This is a genomic window from Pseudomonas sp. RC2C2, assembly GCF_018390435.1.
Lineage (GTDB): Bacteria > Pseudomonadota > Gammaproteobacteria > Pseudomonadales > Pseudomonadaceae > Aquipseudomonas > Aquipseudomonas donghuensis.
On record NZ_JAHBAX010000002.1, the window covers coordinates 955504 to 977615 of the forward strand.

At 59.4% G+C, this 22112-nt stretch carries 30 protein-coding genes; 13 read left to right on the plus strand and 17 right to left on the minus strand.

Features of this window, described 5'->3' with window-relative positions; genetic code table 11:
- Positions 1-447, plus strand: coding sequence for a DUF1294 domain-containing protein (locus KHO53_RS23065; RefSeq protein WP_213570925.1), 447 nt, complete (start codon positions 1-3; stop codon positions 445-447).
- Here the strand turns inward: KHO53_RS23065 and KHO53_RS23070 are convergent.
- Together KHO53_RS23070 and KHO53_RS23075 are read right to left on the minus strand one after the other, a co-directional pair.
- Entirely contained in the window at positions 440-799 is a 360-nt protein-coding gene (locus KHO53_RS23070; RefSeq protein WP_010222055.1) for an MmcQ/YjbR family DNA-binding protein, read from the minus strand. The two genes, KHO53_RS23065 and KHO53_RS23070, sit on opposite strands and share 8 nt — an antisense overlap.
- Positions 792-1700: a LysR substrate-binding domain-containing protein gene (locus tag KHO53_RS23075; RefSeq protein ID WP_036995812.1), complete on the minus strand. Its 909-nt coding sequence runs from the start codon at positions 1698-1700 to the stop codon at positions 792-794. Before KHO53_RS23075 ends, KHO53_RS23070 begins: the two co-directional genes overlap by 8 nt.
- A gap of 128 nt (positions 1701-1828) precedes the next feature.
- Between KHO53_RS23075 and KHO53_RS23080 the strand changes: the two genes are divergently transcribed.
- Both KHO53_RS23080 and KHO53_RS23085 read left to right on the plus strand, forming a co-directional pair.
- Positions 1829-2440: an FMN-dependent NADH-azoreductase gene (locus KHO53_RS23080; RefSeq protein WP_010222058.1), complete on the plus strand. Its 612-nt coding sequence runs from the start codon at positions 1829-1831 to the stop codon at positions 2438-2440.
- Positions 2441-2580: 140 nt separating this feature from the next.
- Entirely contained in the window at positions 2581-3612 is a 1032-nt protein-coding gene (locus tag KHO53_RS23085; protein WP_213570926.1) for an alpha/beta hydrolase family protein, read from the plus strand.
- On the opposite strand, the gene KHO53_RS23090 is transcribed toward KHO53_RS23085, so the two are convergent.
- From KHO53_RS23090 to KHO53_RS23105, 4 genes are all read right to left on the minus strand, one after another.
- Positions 3606-4796, minus strand: coding sequence for an MFS transporter (locus KHO53_RS23090; protein ID WP_159388541.1), 1191 nt, complete (start codon positions 4794-4796; stop codon positions 3606-3608). The two genes, KHO53_RS23085 and KHO53_RS23090, sit on opposite strands and share 7 nt — an antisense overlap.
- A 150-nt stretch (positions 4797-4946) precedes the next feature.
- The gene (locus tag KHO53_RS23095) at positions 4947-6533 is read right to left on the minus strand and encodes an ABC-F family ATPase (RefSeq protein ID WP_010226270.1); all 1587 of its coding nucleotides are present in this window, start codon (positions 6531-6533) and stop codon (positions 4947-4949) included.
- Positions 6534-6604: 71 nt separating this feature from the next.
- The gene (locus KHO53_RS23100; RefSeq protein ID WP_249684645.1) at positions 6605-7555 is read right to left on the minus strand and encodes a tyrosine-type recombinase/integrase; all 951 of its coding nucleotides are present in this window, start codon (positions 7553-7555) and stop codon (positions 6605-6607) included.
- 73 nt (positions 7556-7628) lie between these two features.
- Complete coding sequence (locus KHO53_RS23105; RefSeq protein WP_249684646.1) at positions 7629-7841, minus strand: hypothetical protein; 213 nt, start codon at positions 7839-7841, stop codon at positions 7629-7631.
- Between the two features lie 124 nt (positions 7842-7965).
- Between KHO53_RS23105 and KHO53_RS23110 the strand changes: the two genes are divergently transcribed.
- The gene (locus tag KHO53_RS23110) at positions 7966-8187 is read left to right on the plus strand and encodes a hypothetical protein (protein WP_213570927.1); all 222 of its coding nucleotides are present in this window, start codon (positions 7966-7968) and stop codon (positions 8185-8187) included.
- A 62-nt stretch (positions 8188-8249) separates the two neighbouring features.
- On the opposite strand, the gene KHO53_RS23115 is transcribed toward KHO53_RS23110, so the two are convergent.
- On the minus strand, positions 8250-8639 hold the full coding sequence (locus KHO53_RS23115; RefSeq protein ID WP_213570928.1) for a hypothetical protein: 390 nt from the start codon (positions 8637-8639) through the stop codon (positions 8250-8252).
- Between the two features lie 92 nt (positions 8640-8731).
- Positions 8732-10066 (minus strand): DNA methyltransferase, encoded by a 1335-nt coding sequence (locus KHO53_RS25725; protein ID WP_249684647.1) that lies wholly within the window; start codon positions 10064-10066, stop codon positions 8732-8734.
- Between the two features lie 104 nt (positions 10067-10170).
- Between KHO53_RS25725 and KHO53_RS23125 the strand changes: the two genes are divergently transcribed.
- Positions 10171-10407, plus strand: a complete 237-nt coding sequence (locus tag KHO53_RS23125; protein WP_213570929.1) for a hypothetical protein — start codon at positions 10171-10173, stop codon at positions 10405-10407.
- Between the two features lie 27 nt (positions 10408-10434).
- On the opposite strand, the gene KHO53_RS23130 is transcribed toward KHO53_RS23125, so the two are convergent.
- Genes KHO53_RS23130 through KHO53_RS23140 form a run of 3 tightly spaced genes read right to left on the minus strand, consistent with a single transcriptional unit; the run spans position 10435 to position 11665 of the window.
- Positions 10435-10848: a hypothetical protein gene (locus tag KHO53_RS23130; RefSeq protein ID WP_213570930.1), complete on the minus strand. Its 414-nt coding sequence runs from the start codon at positions 10846-10848 to the stop codon at positions 10435-10437.
- Between the two features lie 14 nt (positions 10849-10862).
- Complete coding sequence (locus KHO53_RS23135) at positions 10863-11426, minus strand: Mu-Gp12 family protein (protein ID WP_249684648.1); 564 nt, start codon at positions 11424-11426, stop codon at positions 10863-10865.
- Positions 11427-11476: 50 nt separating this feature from the next.
- A complete protein-coding gene (locus tag KHO53_RS23140; RefSeq protein WP_213570932.1) occupies positions 11477-11665 on the minus strand; it encodes a hypothetical protein in 189 nt (62 codons plus the stop codon).
- A 217-nt stretch (positions 11666-11882) separates the two neighbouring features.
- On the opposite strand from KHO53_RS23140, the gene KHO53_RS23145 reads away from it, so the two are divergent.
- On the plus strand, positions 11883-12869 hold the full coding sequence (locus KHO53_RS23145; protein ID WP_213570933.1) for a fimbrial protein: 987 nt from the start codon (positions 11883-11885) through the stop codon (positions 12867-12869).
- A 19-nt stretch (positions 12870-12888) separates the two neighbouring features.
- On the opposite strand, the gene KHO53_RS23150 is transcribed toward KHO53_RS23145, so the two are convergent.
- A complete protein-coding gene (locus KHO53_RS23150) occupies positions 12889-13185 on the minus strand; it encodes a hypothetical protein (protein ID WP_213570934.1) in 297 nt (98 codons plus the stop codon).
- A gap of 81 nt (positions 13186-13266) precedes the next feature.
- Positions 13267-13728: a hypothetical protein gene (locus KHO53_RS23155; RefSeq protein WP_213570935.1), complete on the minus strand. Its 462-nt coding sequence runs from the start codon at positions 13726-13728 to the stop codon at positions 13267-13269.
- A gap of 146 nt (positions 13729-13874) precedes the next feature.
- Here KHO53_RS23155 and KHO53_RS25730 point away from each other — a divergent pair, with 146 nt between their 5' ends.
- The 7 genes from KHO53_RS25730 (at position 13875) to KHO53_RS23190 (ending at position 18574) form a co-directional block, all read left to right on the plus strand.
- Positions 13875-14522, plus strand: a complete 648-nt coding sequence (locus KHO53_RS25730) for a DUF1983 domain-containing protein (RefSeq protein WP_349628588.1) — start codon at positions 13875-13877, stop codon at positions 14520-14522.
- 4 nt (positions 14523-14526) lie between these two features.
- A complete protein-coding gene (locus KHO53_RS23165; protein WP_249684649.1) occupies positions 14527-15570 on the plus strand; it encodes a hypothetical protein in 1044 nt (347 codons plus the stop codon).
- A 9-nt stretch (positions 15571-15579) separates the two neighbouring features.
- Complete coding sequence (locus KHO53_RS23170; RefSeq protein WP_213570936.1) at positions 15580-16434, plus strand: hypothetical protein; 855 nt, start codon at positions 15580-15582, stop codon at positions 16432-16434.
- A gap of 176 nt (positions 16435-16610) precedes the next feature.
- A complete protein-coding gene (locus tag KHO53_RS23175) occupies positions 16611-17159 on the plus strand; it encodes a glycoside hydrolase family 19 protein (RefSeq protein WP_213570937.1) in 549 nt (182 codons plus the stop codon).
- Positions 17156-17722 carry a lysis system spanin subunit gene (locus tag KHO53_RS23180; protein ID WP_502937712.1) on the plus strand — a complete coding sequence of 189 codons (567 nt, stop codon included), beginning with the start codon at positions 17156-17158 and terminating at the stop codon, positions 17720-17722. Before KHO53_RS23175 ends, KHO53_RS23180 begins: the two co-directional genes overlap by 4 nt.
- Positions 17723-17815: 93 nt before the next feature.
- Positions 17816-18244: a hypothetical protein gene (locus tag KHO53_RS23185; protein WP_213570938.1), complete on the plus strand. Its 429-nt coding sequence runs from the start codon at positions 17816-17818 to the stop codon at positions 18242-18244.
- Positions 18245-18364: 120 nt separating this feature from the next.
- Positions 18365-18574, plus strand: a complete 210-nt coding sequence (locus KHO53_RS23190) for a hypothetical protein (RefSeq protein WP_213570939.1) — start codon at positions 18365-18367, stop codon at positions 18572-18574.
- Positions 18575-18602: 28 nt separating this feature from the next.
- Here the strand turns inward: KHO53_RS23190 and KHO53_RS23195 are convergent, their stop codons facing one another.
- From KHO53_RS23195 to KHO53_RS23210, 4 genes are all read right to left on the minus strand, one after another.
- The gene (locus KHO53_RS23195) at positions 18603-19646 is read right to left on the minus strand and encodes a fimbrial protein (protein ID WP_213570940.1); all 1044 of its coding nucleotides are present in this window, start codon (positions 19644-19646) and stop codon (positions 18603-18605) included.
- Between the two features lie 481 nt (positions 19647-20127).
- Positions 20128-21057 (minus strand): AraC family transcriptional regulator, encoded by a 930-nt coding sequence (locus KHO53_RS23200; protein WP_213570941.1) that lies wholly within the window; start codon positions 21055-21057, stop codon positions 20128-20130.
- A 91-nt stretch (positions 21058-21148) separates the two neighbouring features.
- The gene (locus KHO53_RS23205; RefSeq protein ID WP_213571274.1) at positions 21149-21565 is read right to left on the minus strand and encodes a hypothetical protein; all 417 of its coding nucleotides are present in this window, start codon (positions 21563-21565) and stop codon (positions 21149-21151) included.
- A gap of 231 nt (positions 21566-21796) precedes the next feature.
- Entirely contained in the window at positions 21797-22018 is a 222-nt protein-coding gene (locus tag KHO53_RS23210; RefSeq protein WP_010226457.1) for a hypothetical protein, read from the minus strand.
- Positions 22019-22112 lie beyond the last annotated feature (94 nt).

The window sequence follows — 22112 nt, forward strand, 5'->3', positions numbered from 1 at the left end:
ATGAGCCGTAGCCAGAGCCAACAGCGCCGCGCAGCCTCTGCCAGCGGCGCGATCCAAAACCCGCGCGGCAAGCTGCTGGTTTTTGTCGCCCTGTGCCTGCTGCCCGTGGGTGGGGCGCTGCAGATGCTGCTCAGCGGCCAGTCGTGGGTGCCGGCGTTGGCCTACCCGCTGGCCAGCCTGTTGAGCTTTGTGCTGTATTGGCGCGACAAGCAGCAGGCCCGCAATCAGGCCTGGCGCACGCCGGAGAAGGTTTTGCACGCCAGTGAGCTGTGTGGCGGCTGGCCGGGCGCCTTGCTGGCCCAGCAACGCTTTCGGCACAAGACCCGCAAGCTGTCGTTCCAGCTGAGTTTCTGGGCCATTGTCGCTGTGCACCAGCTGTTCTGGGTCGACCACCTGCTGCTGGGTGGCCGCTGGTTGGGGGCGGCGTTGGCGCCCGTGCTCAGATAAGCAGCCCCGGCTGCAGGCGCTTGGGCAGACGCCGCACCACCAGTTGGTGCGAGCGCTGCAGCAGCTCGGTCAGTTCAGCCCGGCCCATGGGGTAGGGCGGCGCCATGCTGATCCAGTGGGCCCGCGCCAGGTAGGGCGCCGGGCGCACGCCGGGGCGGTCGGCATAGCCCAGAAACAGCTCGTTGTCGACCTTGAACGAAAGCCCGGCACCGGCCAGGTCAAGCACCGCGAACATCTTGTTGCCGGCCACCGAGAACACCCGCACGCCGCCCCATTTGTAGTCTTCCCGCGCACCCGGCAGGCTCAGGCAGAAGGCCGCGACCTGGGTTTCGGTGATTTTCCCTTCAGACATAACGCTCCCCGCATTGGGCGAATTCTGCCACCAGATGATCGATCCATACCCGTACCGCCGGCAATAGCCCACGCCGATGGGGGTAGACCGCCTGCAGATAACCGCCAGGCAACGACCAGTCTGGCAGCACGCGCACCAACTCGCCACGGGCAAGTTCCGCTTCGCAGTGCATGATCGGCAGCGCGGTAAAGCCCAGGCCTGCAACGGCGGCGGCCTTGCGCACCACAAAGTCGTCGATGGCCAGGCGCGCCTCCAGCGCCAGTTCATGCTTATGGCCCTGGGCATCGAGCAGGCGCAGGTGGACCAGGCGGTCGGCATCCACCGCGCCGAGCACCGGCAGGCTGGCCAGGTCTTGCGGATGATCGAGCGCTTGCGCGGCGGCGAATTGCGGCGAGGCCACCAGGAACATCTGCGCCTGACGCAGGCGGCGGGTGACCAGGGCTGGGTCTTCATCACCCAGGTCACGCACGCGCAGGGCAACATCGACGCCTTCGGTAATCAGGTCGACCCGGCGGTTGAGCAGGATCATGTCCAGTTGCACCTGCGGGTATTGCTGCAGGAAGCGGCTGATCACATCGGGCAGAAATTCATGGGCCAGGCCCACCGGGCACGACACCCGCAAGCGCCCGCGTGGTTCGCTGGTCATGCTGGCGACCGCTTCGTCAGCCATTTCCGCCTCCAGCAGCATCGCCTGGCAGTGGCGCAGGTACCGCTCGCCCACGGCCGTCAGCTTCAATTGCCGGGTGGTGCGTTGCAGCAGGCGCGTGCCCAGACGTTCTTCCAGCTCGGCGATACGCCGCGACAGGCGTGATTTAGGGATGCCGAGCAAGCGGCCAGCGGCGGCGAAACCGCCGGCTTCGACCACTCGGGCAAAGTAGAAAAGGTCGTTGAGGTCTTGCATGCGCGTCACCATTGTCCTGCCAGTAGGACAAACTAACGCATTTTTGCTGACTTATCAGCTATTCGTCATCCGGGTAGGATTCTCTCCATCGTGATCGCCCACTCGCGGTCTTCATTCAGGAGAGTCCCATGAAACTGTTGCATATCGATTCGAGCATCCTGGGCGACAATTCCGCCTCCCGTCAGCTGAGCCGCAGCGTGGTTGAAGCCTGGAAAGCCGCCGACCCATCGCTGCAGGTGACCTACCGTGACCTGGCTGGCGACGCCATCAGCCACTTCTCGGCCGCGACCCTGGTCGCTGCGGGCACCCCGGAAGAACTGCGCGATGCCGCGCAACAGCATGAAGCCAAGCTCAGCGCCGAAACCCTGCAGGAGTTCCTCGACGCCGACGCCGTGGTACTGGCCGCACCGATGTACAACTTCACCGTGCCGACCCAGCTCAAGGCCTGGATCGACCGCGTCGCAGTTGCCGGCAAGACTTTCCGCTATACCGAAGCCGGCCCCGAAGGCCTGTGCGGCGACAAAAAAGTGATCCTGGTATCGACCGCAGGCGGCCTGCACGCTGGCCAGCCAACGGCGGTCGGCCATGAAGAGTTCCTCAAGGTGTTCCTCGGTTTCATCGGCATCACCGACCTGGAAATCGTCCGCGCCCATGGCCTGGCCTACGGCGATGAGCACCGGGTCAAGGCCCTGAACGCCGCGCAATTGCAGATCAGCAACGACCTGTTCGCCGCGGCCTGATAGCGCTAGCGTCACCCAGACCGACTGCAGGCATGGCCTGCAGTCGGTTTTTTCATGGAGTCTTCATCTGCGCCGATCCGGCCCGTTCTATGCTGCGCACGGTCAGCATTGATCGACAGCGTTGGGTAAGGTGCAAAACGATGCGGCGTCTTGGCGCGTTATTCCTGCTTGTGCTGCTGGGCGGCCCGCTGACGGTGCACGCCGAGCCGGCTGCGCACTGGAGTGTCGGTGTGCACCGGCTGAGCTTCGCCGATCCGCTGGATGCGCAACCGGTGCAGGCACTGGCGTTCTATCCGTCCAGCGGACCCGAGCGCAGCAGCCGTATCGACGGCTATCGGGTCCAGGCCTGGGAAGGCGCGCCCATGGTCATGGGCCGTTATCCGCTGTTGCTGCTTTCCCACGGCAACACCGGCACGCCCCTGGCCTTGCACGATCTGGCCACGGCCCTGGCGCGGCGCGGTTTTATCGTTGTCGCCGTGACCCATCCGGGTGACAACGCCCGTGACCACAGCCGCCTGGGAACCCTGAGCAATCTTTACGGCCGCCCCTTGCAGATCAGCGCGGCGATCAGCGCCAGCCTCGACGATGGGTTTCTCGCCCCGTACATCAACGGCCCGCAGGTGGGCGTGATTGGCTATTCGGCCGGTGGCGAGACGGCGCTGATCCTGTCGGGCGCGCAACCGGACCTGGAGCGTCTGCGGCGCTACTGCCAGGAGCGGCCGCAGGATGCCGATGCCTGCAAGACCAAGGGGGTGCTGATCGCTGATCGCGCCGACCTGCGCGCCGCGCCTGATCCACGGGTCAAGGCGTTGCTGTTGATGGCGCCCTTGAGCCTGATGTTCGGCCGCCACGCCCTGGCCGAGGTCAGGGTCCCGGCGCTTATCTATAGTGGCGACAAGGACCAGTTGCTGGCCATCGACAAAAACGCCCAGGCCCTGGCGCGCAAGCTGCCGCTCACGCCCAACTACACACTGCTCGCGGGTGCCGGGCATTTCGTCTTCATGGCGCCCTGCGACGACGAACAGCGGCAGAAGATGGCGGCCTTGTGCAACGACCCGGACGGCGTCGATCGTGAGGATATTCACCTGTCCTTGCAGGCCGAGGCCGCGCGTTTTTTCAACCACACCTTGGCTACCCGGCAACAAAGCGGGCTGCACATGGCTGATCAGTAAGCGCGGGGGCGCCGTGACAGCAGCAGGGTCAAGCCGACACCCAGCAGCGCCAGCAAGGCCGCCACACAGAAGATCCAGGCATAGCCCAGGTGCAGGGCCACCGCGCCCATCAACGGCCCGGCAATTGCCAGGGCCAGGTCGAAGAACACCGCATAAGCGCCCAGGCCGGCACCACGGCTAGAGCTGGGCACCTGTTTGATCGCCTCCACGCCCAGCGCCGGGTACACCAGCGACAGACCGAAACCGGCAAGCCCTGCGCCTACCAGTGCCAGCAGTGGGCTGGGCGCCAGCCACAGCAAGGCCAGGCCCAGGGCTTCGGTGGCCATGCAGGCCATCGCCACCGGGTAACCGCCAAAGCGGTTGACGGCGTTGACGAACAGCAGCCGCGAAGCAATGAAGCACATGCCAAAGGCACTCAAGCACCAGGCGGCGCCGCTCCAGCCTTGTTCCAGATAGAACAGGGTGACGAAGGTGGTCAGGGTGCCATAGCCGATCGATGCCAGGGTCAGGCTGACGCCGCACGGCGCCACGCGGCCGAATGCGGCCCAGAAGGGCAGGCGTTTGCCACGCACTATCGGTGTTGAGGGCTTGTTGCGGATCACCAGCAACGCCAGCAGCGCCAGCGCACTCAAGGCCAGGCCCAAGGTGGCGAAGTTGATCTCGGCAACCAGCATGACCCCGAGCGGCGCGCCGATGGCGATGGCGCCATAGGAGGCGATACCGTTCCAGGAAATCACCCGCGCGGTCTGTTCGGCGCCGAGCGAGCCGATCCCCCAGCTCAACGTGCCCACGCCAATCAACCCCTGGGCGATCCCCAGCAGCACGCGACCTGCCAGTAGTACCAGCAGGCTCAGCAGCGGCAGGCTCACCGTCAAGGCTGAGGCAACGGTCAGCACGCCACTGGCGGCGATCCCCAGCAGCCCATAGATAATTGCCCGCTTGCTGCCCAGGCTGTCGGCCGCGCGCCCGGCAAACGGCCGGCTGAGCAGGGTGGCGAGGTATTGCAGGCCGATGGTGATGCCGGCAATGACCGCACTGAAGCCCAGTTGATCGTGCACATAGCCGGGCAGCACCGCGATCGGCAGGCCGATGCAGAGGAAGGCGATGAAGGTGTAGAAGACAACTGAAAGGATTTGCCGGGTGATCGACCCGGTGTCGACGGGAGCGGGTTGTTGCGCGGACATGAGCTCGTTCGCTGGCGGGCGGTGGGAGAGGGCCCATGATCGCCGGGTGCGAGGAGAAAAGAAAGCAGGCTAACGGGATTTCAAGCATCGCGGGGCAAGCCCGCTCCTACAGGATTGTAGGAGCGGGCTTGCCCCGCGATCAGGTCTGGATCAGATCACCACACCCTGGCTGCGCAGGTAGTCATCGTAGGTGCCGCTGAAGTCCACCACACCGCTCGGGCTCAGCTCGATGATGCGGGTGGCCAGCGACGACACGAACTCACGGTCGTGGCTGACGAAGATCAGCGTGCCCGGGTAGTTTTCCAGCGCCAGGTTCAGCGCCTCGATCGATTCCATGTCCAGGTGGTTGGTCGGTTCGTCCATCACCAGTACGTTGGGCTTTTGCAGGATCAGCTTGCCGAACAGCATGCGGCCTTGCTCACCACCGGAGATCACCTTGACCGACTTGAGGATCTCGTCGTTGGAGAACAGCATGCGCCCCAGGGTGCCGCGGATCACTTGCTCGCCCTGGGTCCACTGGCCCATCCAGTCGAACAGGCTGAGGTCTTCTTCAAAGTCGTGGGCGTGGTCCTGGGCGTAGTAGCCCAGTTCAGCGCTTTCGGTCCATTTCACCGCACCGGCATCCGGGCTCAGTTCACCGACCAGGGTGCGCAGCAGGGTGGTCTTGCCGATACCGTTGGGGCCGATGATCGCCACACGTTCGCCCGCTTCAACGGTGAAGCTGAAGTTCTCGAACAGGGTCTTGCCGTCGAAACCCTTGGACATCTTCTCGATGGTCACGGCCTGGCGGTGCAGCTTTTTGGTCTGCTCGAAGCGGATGAACGGGCTGACCCGGCTCGAAGGCTTGACCTCGGCCAGCTGGATCTTGTCGATCTGCTTGGCGCGCGAGGTGGCCTGCTTGGCTTTCGAGGCGTTGGCCGAGAAGCGGCTGACGAAGGTCTGCAGCTCGGCGATCTGGGCTTTCTTCTTGGCGTTGTCCGACAGCAATTGCTCGCGCGACTGGGTCGCGGCGGTCATGTACTCGTCGTAGTTGCCCGGGAACAGGCGCAGCTCGCCGTAGTCCAGGTCGGCCATGTGCGTGCAGACGCTGTTGAGGAAGTGCCGGTCGTGGGAAATGATGATCATGGTGCTGTTACGCGCCGTGAGAATGTTTTCCAGCCAGCGGATGGTGTTGATGTCCAGGTGGTTGGTTGGCTCGTCGAGCAGCAACACTTCCGGGTCCGAGAACAGCGCCTGGGCCAGCAGCACGCGCAGCTTCCAGCCTGGAGCGACTTCGGTCATCGGGCCGAAATGCTGTTCCAGCGGGATACCCAGGCCCAGCAGCAGCTCACCGGCGCGGGATTCGGCGGTGTAGCCGTCCATCTCGGCGAACTCGGTTTCCAGCTCGGCGACGGCCATGCCGTCTTCTTCGGTCATTTCCGGCAGCGAATAGATGCGATCGCGCTCTGCCTTGACCTTCCACAACTCTTCGTGGCCCATGATCACGGTGTCGATCACGGTGAATTCTTCGTAGGCGAACTGATCCTGGCGCAGTTTACCCAGGCGCACGTTCGGCTCGAGCATGACCTGGCCGGCGGACGGCTCCAGATCGTTGCCGAGGATTTTCATGAAGGTCGACTTGCCGCAGCCGTTGGCGCCGATCAGGCCGTAGCGGTTGCCGTTGTTGAACTTGACCGAGACGTTCTCGAACAAGGGCTTGGCGCCGAACTGCATGGTGATGTTAGCGGTAGAAATCAAGTGCTTATCCTGCGGGGGTTCCAGAGGTGTGTTTAGGTGCCGTCGCCTGATTTGGGCCAATTTTGGGCCAATCAGACTCTAGCCGGCAGCTTCTCCAGCTCCCTCCAATCCGAGGAGGAGCTGATCCATTTTGCGTAAGTAGAGAGCAACATCTCGACGCTATGGCCGAGCTGGTTCGCGATGAACGCGGGGTTCATCCCAGCCATTAGGCACATGGTTGCGTAGGTGTGGCGCGTGTCGTACTGCCGACGTTCACGGATGCCCAGCGCCTTGAGCGCGAGCTTGAAGTGCTTGATTGTAACACTTGGCTCTCTGATCCACATCCCGCCTTTGCCCGGTTGGAACACAAATGGGCTGGTGGGAGTGGCGGACTTGGAAGCTATCCGACGAAGATCGGCCAGGCGCCGGGCTTGGCCCAGGGCGTGGAGGGCGCGCTCATTGAGCAGGATGACCCGGTGATGCTTCGTCTTGGTCCGGTCTTCCGGTTGGCCATCGACGATAATGCGCCGGATGTTCGCGGTTCTCGCCTCCAGGTCAATGTCATCCCACTGCAGGCCCATGGCCTCACCTGGTCGCAGCCCTGTGAAGAAAGCGAACTCGAAGAAGGGCGCATAGATCTGCGAGTACTTGTGCAGCGTCTTATATAGGTGGGCAATAATCCGCTCGGCTTCATCCCTGGTGTAGGGGTCAACCACCTTCTTCACTGCTTTTGGCTTATCGAGCGATGAGGTGGGATTCTTCGCGATTAGCCCATCCAGCACCGCTGTCTTGAACACACTGGCGAGCTTGATGATTGCATTACGCTTCACGCCGGTGGAGGACCACTCAATGTTGGCGATGATCCCGCGCAGCATAGTCGGCGTGATCATGTCGATCCGGCGCAGGCCCAGGTACGGCATCCAGTAGAGGTTGAAACTGCTCTTGTAGTTGTTGCGGGTGCCGCCAACGATGTGGCGGCTGTTCAGCCAGAGCTGGGCGTACTCGCCAAAGCTCGGTATCGCGGCCTGGGCCGAGAGCGCCAAGTCCGACCCGGGGAACAGGTCGGCGTACTTCTCGTCATCCAGCAGGCCGTGTTTGATGAGGTTGACTACTTGATCACGTAGACGGCTGTTGGTGGTAGCGACTCTTCTTCTGCACGTAGCCCGGCAGGCTTGGCAGTTGGCTGGCGCGCAGCCCAGGGACAGGGATCACGACCCGGTCGCAGTTGGCGCTCCCGCCATCGTTGTCGCAGGCCTCCGCCGCGGCCTTGCCAGCCTCGACGGCGATCTGCACCTTCTCTGGCAGGCCGGCTAGTTCTTCTTTCGTCATGGCAATAGCTCTCCATGCCCACCTACCGGCAGGCTTGAGTTGTAGGGGGTTCAGGAGGGATTGCTAGAGTCAGCGTAATCGCCTAGGGTTCAGGATTCTTAATTTGTGCCAAGAGGGAAGATGTATGGCAACTCCGCATGAAGCAGTTCAGCAATTGATCAAAACTATGAACGGATCCTCAACGATCTCGAACGAAATTAAAGCCGCAGCTGCTGAAGGGCTTGGGTACGCGGGCGGGACTCTCGCAAGAGAAGCTTTGATAAAAGTAATTAACGGAAGCTCAACAGTAGCCGCTGAAGTGAAGGCTGCGGCCGCGAAAGCGCTGGGCCACGCTGCCAGTCGCTGAAATAGCGAACACTTAGTAGTAATCGCCGGTGGCCAGCAGCAGGAGGCAGAGGGCGAGACGGGTCATGGGCGCACCTCAGCATTGTTGGTGCGGACAAAGTAGCCGTCGGGCGACCCTGAATCACTGACCAGGGCTTCTACCGGGCCGATCTGCTGGAGGATCGCCGGAAGCCCTTCAGGGTTTGCCGCCTCCGCCCAGCTCAAGCAATTGAGCCAGATATCTTCGCCCGTGCCTGAGGAATGCCCATTCGACCAAGCGCTACAACTCTCGGCCTCTTCTTTTGCACGCTCCAGGTATTCGAGCGTGTTGCAGCATGGGCAGGGATTATCTGCTTCGCTGGGGTCCCAGCCATCGCTATCCGTATCCCATAGATAGCCGTCCCCACGACACTCCCAGGTGCCGCGCTGGAAGGTGCATGCCTTCGGTGCGGGCCGTTGTTTTTGTTGAGGCATGACTTCGTCCTTGGCCGCCATATCGCGGCTGTTCAATAGAGGGGAGAGGGGTTAAAGCGGAATGGAGTACAGATGTACTCTTTTGGTGGAGGTCAGGCGTCGGGCCGCACGCCGTCGCCATTTACGTCTTCGCTCAGCTGAGCGTCGCACTCCGGGCAATCGGTAAGTCCGCAGGCCTCTGCCTCTTCGCACTGCTTGCAGCCTGGGGTTGGGCCATATTCAACAGCCGGCGCAGCACTTCCAGACAGAGCTGCCCGTGCGATAGAGCCGTCTTCAACAAACCATGCCTCGGACTCATGCCAGAGGATGTTCGCTGGCTCGCCGCTCACGTTGTCCCAATCGCCGCCCAAGTCTTCCGAGAAGTGATCTCGATCGGCGTAGAACTGCAGGGCAGAGCGCAGCGCCTCAACTTCCGGATCACGCGCAGCGAAAGCCTTGGCACCCTGGTCGGCCATATCACCAGCACTGAAACCGTCGGAGGTTGGAGGGTGGAGGAAGACTTCGGCGCTTCCGTCTTCGTCGCACAGGTCGTTGACTTCAGGCATTGCAAACAGCACCTGGCCAGCAAACTCCATTTCAGCGATCCCGCCTTCAAGCAGCCACTCCAGGCGCAGGCCTTCATCGTCATCCTTGCGGGTGACTGCCACAGCTTGAATCAGGATCGGCTCGCCCTGGTGCTGGGCGGCTGGCTGGGCGAGAAGGGCAGACCGAAACGCCAGGCCAGCCTTCTCATTGCGGCGCTTAGCTGAGTCGTTGGCCACGGTTTCGAGATTGCGGGCAATCAACTTGAGTGCAAGGTCAGCTGCAGGGCTACCGTCGTGCACTAGGTTCGCGGGCCACCGACCCAGGGCCGATGCTTCTGTGGTCCGGAGTACTCCACCCGATCGCCCTCCGACGAAGTTACCTCCGCGCATGTCAGTAGTCGTCACGCGGTCCCAATGCTTGGCCAGCTTGGCGGCGTCGATCGCCTTGACTCGACAAGCATCGATATTGATGGCTCCAGTTCCGTGTTCAGCTACATTTGCTGCCACAGTGCCAATGAGGGGCTTGCGCGCCACGGTGATCGGCTCCAGCGCCGGCTTTAGTGCGGTTCCCCAGCCTTGCCAGTCTCCGCCCAGGTTGTGCGACTTGGGAAAACCCGAGCCATACACCCAGGCGATCATGTCGCGGATCTCGAACCCGGCGTCTTCAATGCGTACGGCCATGCGGTGCTGGGTGCGGGTTCCGGCGAAGGCCAGTAGGTGGCCGCCAGGCTTGAGCACGCGAAGACATTCAGCCCAGATTTCTACACTGGGCACGTCATAATCCCAGCGCTTACCCATGAAGCTGAGCCCGTAGGGCGGGTCAGTCACGATGCTGTCTACCGAGTTTTCAGGCATGGCACGCATCGCCTCGATGCAGTCGCCAAGGTGAAGCGTGTACGTCATGGCAGGCTCCAGGCGTGCAGGCGCCGCCCTCGCCGGGGTGGCGTGATTCGTTTAAGGGGCGTATTGATATTGAATCCAGCATCTACCTGGTTTAGGAGAGTCAGGTGAGACGTAAACCGAGCAACAAGCTGATTTCTGAAAGGTCTGGGCTAACTGAGGAGCAGGTCGAGCGCTATCTGGAGGATATAATTTTCGAGCGACGCACCGGGGATTGGGTTGTATATTTCGCGGTTTCGGCTGAGAGCGATCCAGCGGTCGCCGGTAAGCTTTCCCCATCGAAGACGCTCTTGATCCTCCGGGAGGAGCTCACCGATAGCGATTTTGACTACGACAATGAGTGAGGCGCTGCTAGCGGGCCGTCGGAAGGGTCAGGCCGCGCGAACCTTGAAGGTCAGCATGGCCGTGGCGTCGTCGTTAAAGCACTCGGCCAGCTCTTGATAGGCCCGGTACTTGGCCTGGCTGCGAGTGGCTGCCCAAATGCGCCGCACGTTATGGCGCGCATCGCCCAGCATGTAACGCACGTCATCCCAGTCGTACATGCCATTGGTGAGCACCTCCCATTGCTTGAGCGGCAGCTTCTCGGCCATTTCGCCGTACTGCATTTCCCAGGTTGGGTGGTAGTTGCGGATGCGCTTCTTCGGGTCGCTGTCGAGGATGACGCCGATGTAATGGCCCCGGTCGGCGATGATTACCCCGGGCTCACCATTGGCGATCACCCGGCGCCCGATCTCGGCTGGCACGTCGTAGTGGCGGCGAACGTAGTCGCAGTTGTAGTTGCTCATGGGTCTCTCCTTGATCAGGCAGCTTTGCGCTGCTGAAGAACCAGCTGGCGTGCCGCCTCAAGCTCGCTCGCCATGATCTCCGTGGCGCCCTCGACCTGGTCGGCGTCATCGCTGAGCTTGAACCCGAGGTGCAGGTACACGGCGCCGTCTAGCTCGAAGTAGACCCCACCGCTGAACCAGATGGCTCCCCAGTCCAGGCCGATGGCCTTCCAGGTGTCATCTGCGCTGATGCGTGCCGGGCAGTGCTCGACCCACAGCGCCTGCAGTCGCGCGTGCTCCGTCTTCAGCTCGGCACGCGCTTCCTTTTCCGTTCCCTTGGGGATCTTCGCTGCGGTACGCAGTGACCGGTACCCGTAATCGTCAGGACGGCACCAGTGCACATCCAAATCCCGGCTGGCGCTGATCTTCACGCCGCCGACGTACTTGTCGTTGCCGCTGTACATGGGCGAGCCGGCGCCGCCGAAGATCTCGGCCAACTTTTCGCGCTTGGCGTGGAAGGCCTTGAGTTTTTCATTCCAGGCTCGCACCGCTTCGAGCACGGCGGGGGATGAGGTCTTGTAGTGGTAGCTGGTGCTCATGGCTTTCTCCATGCATGCGCCGCCCTCCGTGGCCGGATGCGGCATTTTGATTACTTGAGGATTGCGCGGGCGCAGGCCTGGATTTCGATCCAGAGCGCCGACGAAGGCCGCGCTTCGTACTTGACCAAGGCCTTGGCGATCCGCTCGGCCAGCTCTTCCTTGCTACCGGTTAGAGCCGCCGGCGGGTGATGGGCAACCTGGATAGGCAGGTCGAATTGGCCCGGAAGGTCGACTCTCATGCGTCGCGTCTCCTTGAAGTGCTTCCAGCCCGCTGGGCGGCAAGTTGATCCATTGCTGGCACCGGGCATGCTCGGGTCCCTATCGCACTTTCAACTTTTAGGAATCGTCTGATACTGGCTGGGCTCTCATGGAAGCATTATCGGTTTCCAGCGAAGCTACATCTCAAAGGATTACTCCTTGTACTGGCATTGCCCGTCTACTCCAGAAGGCTCCATCATGTTGTCCAAGAAGCTGCTTTTTATTGTTTGTTTATTCTTTATGCAGGTTGCTCCAAGCTATGCATTGAAGTGCCAAGAGGCTGGTACCGGCCGGATTGATGTTGAGGAAAGTATCAATGAAACTATAGCTGTCCCGAACTCTTTGCCCGCGGGTACCGTGCTCTGGCGTCAAGCGACTAAAACAATTAGTGTTGAATGTTGGGTGGATATTGCCGGTAGGCCGGCAGAGAATATTTATTTCTATATGAATCCAAGTCGAGTTGACCTTGGTAAAGATATTGAAATTGGCGTGACATACCAGGGCAAAGACTATTTATACTCATCCTTGACCGGTGGCAAACTGGATATCGGATGGCGTGTTGACGGATGCACCGAGAACTGTGGCTGGCAGAAAGAAACAAAAAGTATGTCCTACTCGTTGTTTTTCGTTAAGAAGTCACCTGCCGGAGATAATAAGGAGGGGCCAATTGCCCCGTTCGCAATCCATAGAGCGTTCCAGTTTGATGGGGCTGGTGGTGCGCGTCCCGGATCTAGCTACAACGTAATTATCTCTGGCTTGAATAAATTTCGTTATCTACCATGTGAGTCGTTGATAAAAATCCATCCAAATGTCATCAATTTCGGTGCAGTTCGCGCGTCGGGGGCGGTGGTGGGCGCGACGATCAAGGAAGTGCCATTCACTATAACCGAACAGCGAACCTGTAATGCCGCCTATGGCCTGGGCGGTTATCTGGAACCGTTAACCGCTACATTGTCTGCGGCACAGGATACCCTAATTCCGACCGACAACAAATCGGTGGGGATTAGCTTGATCAACGAAGTTGACCAAAGCCCGTTAATATTTAAGAAAGAGTTTGTGCTGACGCCCAAGACTACTTCGACTACCAACTCACATAATTTTCTCGCGCGCTTGAAGTGGATGAGTGCGACGCCAGAGTTTGGTGAATTCAATGCGGGCGCAACCTTGGATGTTTTTTACAAATAAAATTTCAGATTTTCTTGATTCATAGATTTAAATGGAGGTCATGTCTTGTTCCTCTAGCGAGGAGTTCTATGGCGTTATCCTTCACCAACAGGATCATGTACCCGTAGCTGATGCCAAGCTTCTGCGCCACTTGGTTTCGGGTTACCCCGGTGCCGGCCAAGGCCTTAACCTGCTCGCCGTGGTTGGCGCGCTGCTCATCGCGCTTCTTCTTCGCCTCTGCCCGGGCTCTGCGCTCGGTGCTGCTGACCAAGGGCGTGATCAGGTGCGCCTTTGACAGCTGAAGAAGCCGGACGCGCTCGGCCTGGTCCATCGCCATATGACGCCTCCTTTAAACCGCTGGGCGGCAAGTGAACATGCAGCTGCCGGCGGCGTTGCTGCACCCGGTTGTTGATGCGCCTCATGCGGCGACCTTTTCCTGATTCCAGGCGCCGACTGCCTTGAACACCGCGGCGGCCTGAGCCTCATCGACTGACACGATGCTGGGAATCGCCAGCCAGGCCATGGCGATGCGATGGTTCGGGTTGCACTCGTCGCTGACCTGCTTGTAGAAGTGCTCGATCACGTCGGTCAGTTTCTCGGCCAGGTGGATGCCGTCCGGACAAATTTCCAGCGACTTGACGTACTCCTCGCCAGCCTGGCCGATGCAGAGGCTGGCGATGTAGATCGTCCACCGGTGCGGGATGTCGCACATTGCGTCCACCACCTGACGGCTGCAGATGTTCTTGCAGGTCTTCCAGTTGATCAGGCCTTGGCGTCCGCTGGGGTCAATGTTAATTACGGCGACACGGTTGGTGGCCAGAAGTGCACGGCACGACCGTTCAATGCGCAGGCGCATGTTATGGGGCTTTCGCTTGCTCATAATGCCTCCGCCATGCGGCGCAACGTGGCGCGATCAGATGGGCTTGGCCGGCGGCGTTTGCGCACCAGGACGGTTTCCGGATCGATCCGCGTGCTCCGTGCCGGTGGCGGGGCCGCGCGGTAGGAGCTGAGGTTGGTTGTCTGGACGTGAAGGTTGGGCAGAATTCGGCCGGTATCACCAACCTGGAAACGGTGGTGGCCACCAACCAGCAGGCCACGGCCAGCCGACTGAATCAGCTCCAGGTCTCGGTGGACGGCAATAGCGCCACCATTCAGGAGGTCTCGAAGGCACAGGCGGACTTCGAGGGGGAGGCGTCCACCATGTGGGCGGTGAAGATGGAGGTGAACTCCAATGGACAGATTGTGCCAGCCGGGATTGCCTTAGGGATCGGGTCAAACGCTGGAGTGGTGCAGAGCCAGTTCCTGGTCAGCGCTGACCGCTTTGCTGTTGTGAACGGGATCAATGGCACGCTTTCTACCCCGTTCGTGGTGCAGAACGGCCAGGTCTTCATCAATCAGGCGTTCATCAACACGGCTTTCATCCAGCAGATTGTGCTGGGCATGACGCTCCGGTCTCAAGCAGTCGACTCCCAGGGGCGACCGCTGATTGAGCTCAACATGGTCACTGGCGCCTTCACTGTGCGGGGCCAGGATGCGAGTGGATACACGCTGCTGAACAACGGCGGCATCTACACGTATGACGTGAACGGCGTAGAGAGGACGGCAATAGGGCGCCTGACGGGGCCCTATGTCTATAGCTTGAGTTACATGGCCAGCAGTGGGATGTGGGAGTGAACTGATGGATCTGTATGGACTTAGAACCCGAGATGCTTCTGGTGCTGTTACGCTCGACACGTCCGTCACGCCGATTCGCTCGCTCAAGATGATGACCGTGGTGGGGAATGGCAGCTTTGATCAGTACATCTCCATTCCCGAGATTCAGGCCCAGTCGTTTGTGGTGGTCGACACGCTGGAGTACCAGGGCGATCTCACCTACACGCCGCAGGCCTGGTACTCCACCGGGCAACTTCACCTCCGGCAGCCGCTGTCCAAGACTTGGCAGGTGATGATCTTGTCACAGGGTGGGGAGCCTTTCTCCGCTCCTGGCTCCTATGGCATCCGGGCCACAAACAACGCCATCCGCACGCAGATCGATTCGGTGAACAGGGTGCTTTCTGTTCACTCCAGCGGCACCTTCCAGTGCGGCCAGCAGGGCGGCAACCTCATCCAGTGGGTGGACATCAACTTCCCCACAGTCATCACCACGATTGAAAGGCCGATGGTCTTTCTGAACGCGGTTGATTACATGATGGTGGGCAACTTCTCGGTGAGGGGGGCGCCCGGGGCTTGGACGGGATTCAGGCTCAAGGCTTGGCCCAACCCAATACATGGAGCTGCCTGGACGCAGTACATGACCATCAAGTGGTTCTGCTCCAGCTACATGGTCGGCGTCGACACACAGGGGCAGTATGGCGCCAGGGTCAGAGATGCCAACGGAGCGCTAATTTTCTCCACAGCGACGAACATCACCAGCTTGAACAGCCAGCCCTTCAGCAACTCGTTCGTGACGGCTGGCCCGCCGCTCACCGGGGCGGGCGCCTACTACGCGCCCAGCCAGCAAATGCCCTGGACCGGTAGTTTCGACGACTACGTGCTGGCTAACGCGCTGTTCTCCTGCACGAACATCGTGCAAACCACGCAGCCTATCCGGACGAACTTTGGCGGCTTCTGGCCTGGCAACAGAGGCATCTTGCAGATGTACGTCGACAACGGCTCAGGCATCAATCCGCTGACCGCCAACGGCCGCACTCTGTTTGCGGCGCGCCCAATGAAACCAATTTGAGGAGCCTCCATGGCTTGGTACAGAACAGGCACAGTGGCGATTACCGCCGGCCAGACTGTGGTCACCGGCAGCGGTACCAACTTCCCGGCCAACTCGCGGGTAGGCGATGAATTCCAAGGCCCGGACGGGCGCGGGTACGAAATCGTCAACGTCACCAGCGAGACGGTGCTATCGATCCTCCCGGCGTACATGGGGCCGTCAGTCTCCGGCGCGGCCTACGGCATCAAGCCAATCAACGGCTATGCCAAGGATCTGTTGGACCGCATCAACAATCTGCTGCTGGACTTCGGTGGCACCTTGGCGCTGTTTGGGGACGCGACAGATGTACCCACGCTGCGTTCGAACATCAGCGCTGCGGCCTCGGGCGGCAACAGTGATATCACCGCACTTTACGGCATGACTACGGCGCTTAGCCTGGAGCAGGGCGGCACCGGGGGCAAGACTGCTGCTGCAGCCCGCACAGGCCTAGGGCTGAAGCGAGCCGCAGTAGCTGACATTGTGGGCGCGGTTTCACAATCCGCTGGAATCCCAACCGGTGCGATTATGGAGCAAGGTAGTGCGGGCGGCCCAACCAACAGGTTCATCAAGTACGCTGACGGGACCATGGTTTGTTATTACTACCTAGATTTGGGGGAGGTGGCCCCCAACGCGGTCAATGGTGGGACTTGGTATTTTCCTGCGGTGTTTGCAGCTGGCCCAGTAGTCAGCGTAACAGCTGGCACTGTGGGCGGCGGTGGCTACGACATTAACGCGGGGCTCGGTGATGTTCCGTCCACTTCTGCGGCCAGTGTTGCTGCTCGAAATTCAAACCTGACGAGCAAGTATGTGTACCTGAGCCTTACTGCCTATGGACGGTGGTTCTAGTGATCATCACACCTTCCCATGCTGGGCTGGTTTTAGCTCTCGGTGATGAAAGCCCCCTGCGGCCGAAGAGAAGTAACAGGCCTCGCTGAGCAAGCACCTCTTGCACGAACTTGGCCAATCCACACCAAACAACGACACCCGCCATCGAGCGGGTTTATTTTTGCCTGGAGAAATACATGCCCCCTTTGACCGAGCAGCAGCTGCTGCAGATCCTCCCCAAAGCCCGCCCAGTCGCGGGCATTTTTTTGCCTGCACTGAACCGGGCCATGGCGCGCTACAAGATCGACAGTCGGGTGCGCGTGGCCGCGTTCCTGGCCCAGGTCGGCCATGAATCGGGCCAGTTCCGCTATGTCCGCGAGCTGGGCAGCAACGCCTACCTGGCCAAGTACGACACCGGCACGCTGGCCCAGCGCCTGGGCAATACGCCAGAGGCCGACGGCGACGGGCAGAAGTACCGTGGCCGCGGCCTCATCCAGATCACCGGCCGAGCCAACTATCGAGATGCTGGCGCGGCTCTGGGGCTGCCACTGCTCGAGCAACCTGAATTGCTGGAACAGCCAGAGTGGGCGGCAATGTCCGCCGGCTGGTACTGGTCCCGGGCCAAGCTCAATGACCTGGCCGACGCGGGCAAGTTCGAGACGATCACCCGCCGGATCAACGGCGGCCTGAATGGCTGGGAGGATCGGCTGAAGCTGTACAACCGAGCGCTGGAGGTGTTGGTGTGATCAATGCGCGCACGATCGGCGCGGCGGTGTCGCTGGCGCTGGCGGCCTGGGCCTTCTGGGGCACCTACGAGCACGGCCGCTCGACCATGGATGCCGAGTGGCAGGCCAAGAGCGCGAAGCAGGCCAATGACTTCCAGCTTGAACGAGAAGCTGCTGCTGTAGCGGTGATCAACTGGCAGGACGCAGAGCAGGCCCGGCGCCGTGCCATTGAAGATCAACTGCAGGCCAACGACAAAACCCACCACCAGGAGCTGACCAATGCTCAAGCAACCCAGGCTCGCCTGCGCGATCGCCTCGCTACTTCTGATCTCCGGCTGTCAGTCCTACTCGCCGCCCCAGGCGCGGGTAGTGGCTGTGGGGTGCCAGCCGCCTCCAGCGCCGGCGGCATGGTTCATGGAGCCGCGAGAGGCGAACTTGACCCAGCGGCTGCTCAACGAATTGTCGCCATCGCCGATGCCGGTGACCAGGGATTGATTGCCTTACAGGCGTGCCAGGGTTTTGTGCGGGCGCTGGAGAGGGAGAGTCCCCAGCCTAAAGCGCCGCTGGCCTTTCTAACACAATGAGATTGCGCAATTGTACTGTATGCATGTACAGTTATCTGGGGCTGAGATTTCGCTCAGCGCTATGCAATACAACGCGTCTTTATGGAGAAGTTTATGAAAGGAAGTATTACCCGTTTTGCTCTTGTGCTCGGTATCGTTGCTGGATCTATTGGTGCAGCTCAAGCTGACAGTTCGCCTGTTGGCCTGTGGCAAATGACGTCGTTCAATGTCCCAGGCGGATCTGTGGCGGCCAATCAGACGGTCTGCTTGAAGGCCGATAAAACCTGGTACTCCACCAGCCAGCCACATTGGAATGGCAGTTGGTTCAAGAACGAAAAAGAGGTCCGTTGGTACGGAAGCATCCCTATCGCACAGGTTGGTAATGTTGCGAGCATGGCGATGGGCAAGCTGGATAACCCTACCACCATGACTGGCAACTATTCGGAATGGACCGCCCCTGGCACTCCGCCTCTTTCTTTCGACAGGCACTTCACCTACTCGATGACCTTTCTGCAGGCTGATTGCCCACCACCAAAGCAGTAAGGAACTGGCGTGGGGCATCTAACAATAGGTGCCCCTCACTTCAGCCCCTCTGGGTCGAACTCGAACGGTGGCTCCGCAATAGGTCCTATACTGCGCTGATCAAACAGGCGGAGCGGTAGCGTGAAGAAGACCCTGGCGGGAGTTGTCGAGGCTGGCGAGCCGCTGATTCGGCAAGCCATCGAGGCGCAGCGACGCTACCAGGCAGCCCAGGATGCTGGTCGACCGACAAAGGAAGTCGAGCGCTTGCGCCTGGAGGCCGAGTCGCTGTACCAGGCTGTCACCGAATATCAATTGCGGTCGCTCGGCGGGCCGACACGTTCACTGCATTGAGTGTCATGCAGGCCCGCTGAAGGGGGGGTCATAAATAGCTCATAACGAATGACACCTCGCTATTAGCCGTTCCAGGCCTAACTCCCAAGTCATTCTTGCCTCCGTTGCTCGCTGGAAGTGTTCGATAATATCGTGCGCTCAGTGGTATCCGGAAACTTCCCCCCGTAGATGTGTAGTCGCTGAATACGTAATCTTTGTTAAGTTCTAGAGGGGTTTGATTGCTGTCCAGTATTTGTAATGCAATACCTTTTGCAGTAGAGCTCTTATTGAGCTCTATGATTCCCAGGGCAGCATTCCAGGCTGGAGTGGTTGGGTTCGGAGCTAAGGTGTACATGACCTTTTTTATCCCGCTTGGACAGTTGTGAAACAAGATATTGAAGGACGTTGCTTTTGAAGTGTCGCCGATTTCGGAAAAAATGCCAAGATCGTACTGTCCCATTTCGACTTTAACGTCTGGAGTTTCACATGATTGAGCTATGAATTTCAACTCGTTGCTAATCTTCAAGCTGATTGGGTAAATTGTGCCTACTTTAATGTTTCCGATCTCCCCTGAAGAAATTGTAGTGTTGCTTTTTACTGTTCCTGTTTTCAGCAGGCGAAGCGCATGTGGTGTAGTAGCGAATGAATAGGTGTCCTTGGGTAATGACGTTCCTCCATCGCCGGATAGTGGACTTTCTTTATATATCCACTGCCATGAGATACCCGTGTCACCGATCGGGAATGTCTTGCTCGTGGGGGAGTCTGTCCCTAGCTTATTTTTTACACCCCATTTTGTATCCGTAGTGCACCCGAATGTCGGCCCTGTAGCAGTGACAGTCGCTGACTCATAAAGGACAGTGTTGTCTGGAGTGTCTCGAGGGAAAGGCAAAGTTGAGGGTACGCTTACCGTTAGGGTGACTGCGCTGTTCCCTGTGCTAAAGCTGCAAGCCGCCATCGCATTAAGGCTGGCGCTTTGAAGTAACAGAGCTAGCAAAAAACGCCTCGTCCCGACGGCATAATTGATTTCTGAAGCGCCGTTTGAAGTTCGTGTCTTATGCGGGTGTCGATGTTTATTGAGTGTCATTGGTTGCATGACCTCTCAATAAATTCCCAGTGATAATCAGGGTTTTCGGATTTTAGTTTGTTGTAGTAATACTCGTTAAAATGTTTTTGTTCTATATCATGCTGCGAAGCTGTAGTGCATCCAGAAAGTGCAGTAAAAGCGCTTGCGATAACGCTTAGTTTTAGCTTATAATTGCTTGCTTGCTTGGCGTTAATTCCAATTTTTTATCTTCATCGTTCATTGCATGATTCATGCTGGCTGAAGGGAATATTTGAAGTTACCTTCTGCTCCCCCCATTCGGAATCAGACGATTCTCATTGTCGCCACAGGCTCTAGGCCTTGGACGGCATGTCTCCCCAGATTGGCGAGCAACCACCCAGCTGCGCCGTCTACGCCGGTTCGACTCCGCCCTCGGCCTCCATTAATGAAAACCCCGCAGATTAACGTCTGCGGGGTTATTCTTTGTGGGTCGAATAGGCCGAACATTTCCGCCAACCGCAAGGAAGTCCTACTACAGGGCTTTCACAGGAATGCAGATATCGCAGCTGAACTCACCCGTTTCAGGGTTAAATGCCGTCGCTGCATAAAACATCTCAAAGCATGGCCGGTCGTCGCATTGCAGGCCGTTGGACGGCATCCATTCGCGCATCAGCCGCGTCCAGGCGTCAGCTATGTTCTCTACTCGCCCCTTGAAGCTCGACACCGCATAGCGGCCGCCCGGTAGGGTTTGAGTGTCTGCCTGACCGCTGGCGACAAAATCTGCTGGCACTTCAACGCAAGCGTCATAGCGGCACTTGTTGGCTGGCGTGATAGATGGATCGTCATAACCTATGCCGTAGCAAGCTTCCTCGCTGAAGCCATTCGAGTGCATCCATGGCGCCATTGTACTGCGCCAGAATTCGCCGATCGCAGGGCCGTACGGGCCGATCAAACGTTGGTAGGCGACTCGCGTTTTGGGTAAGTCGATGATGCGTACATGCATGGTGGTCTCCTTCGTCGATAGATAAGAGACGTCAGAGTCACCGAACGCGGTTTCGTGTGCCTGATCGGTATTGCCGAAGACCTGATCAGGATTGCTCTCCTGCTTGCCAGGGCGCTGGCCGATGGCGGCCGCCAGCGCTGCCAGTCGCTGTGGCGTATTGGCACGCCAGTCTGATGGCGTGCATCCAAACTTGAGTTTGAAGGCCCGCGCGAATGCTTCACCCGAGTTGAAGCCGGTGGCCAGGGCGGTTTCAAGTACTGTTTCATGGCTGCCGCAGGACAGACGGAGTGCCGCTTTCTCGAGCCGTCTTCGCCGGACGTAGCTGCCCAGTGTCTCGCCCATCCAGGCGGCGAAGATCCGATGAAAATGAAAGCGCGAGAAGTTGGCGACGTCGGCTAATTCCGCGCCCTCCAACGGATGCTCCAGGTGAGCATCGATGTAGTTGAGTACACGGTTCATGCGCCGCGTGTACTCAGCACGTGATGCGTGAGCGGTAGGTTCGGTCGTCATGGTGCAGACACAATACTCTCAGATATCAAAAAGCAGAGGCTCAATATTTCGAGCACAGGCGCTTACGATGGGTGAGTGCCAGGTCCCGAATAGGGCCATTCCAAGCGATAGGTGAGAGTAGCAATACGGCGATAAGGAATGCCACCTGAGACAGGTAGAACGGCTCCAGCCACTGTTGCTTCAATGCTACGTAAAAACTGTTGTGGGTTACGTCGAGCAAAATAATCGCTGCCGTCAGCACGATTCCGGCTCTTGGCTTGATGAAAAGCAGCAGTGCTGCAAGTGGGTCAAGAAACGTAAGCGCCCCCCAGAACACCCGACTAGCCAAGTAAGCGCTAGGCCCGTATCCATAGTCCCAGAGCAATCCATGTGCAACGTCTGCACGAATATGATTAGCGGTTGCGATGAGAAGACAGCAGGCAAACAAAACTCTGACGGCGAATGACAATCTTGGCATAGCGGTATCTACATCCATGTTCTACACCCTGCATGATATCGGGATTGACCAACAACGCTAGCCGTTGCAAACAGGGAAGGTGTGAGCGCTTATGCTGAAACGCGAGCGCGGTGTATTCCTCACGCGTAGGGGAACAGTGGCGTGGAATGAGGTAGTGTTCTGCTGCGCATGAACAGCCCGCCGAAGCGGGCTGATGCCGAGCGCAGTAAAAGGGGAGAGCTCTCGGCCAGTTCAGTGTAGCTTGGTGTGCTCATTTGAATCGCCGCCATCGCTGAATAACCCAATCTCCACCAAGGCGGCCTCAATGACCGCCAAGGCTTCGGCGATGCTTTGAAGGGGCTTTTCAGGATAGCCCTGGCTTGACGGAGTAACCCCTTTCATGGAGGTGGCCAAGGCAAGCTGCGCATCAGCCAGCCGGGAGAGTAGGGCAAGAGTGAGTTTGTCGGTGACCATGGGCTGATCCTCCAAAGGTCACGACAGGATAGCAGGCAACAAAAAGCCCGCCGAAGCGGGCTGATGCGCGGGCCAGGACAAGCATCCAATCCGG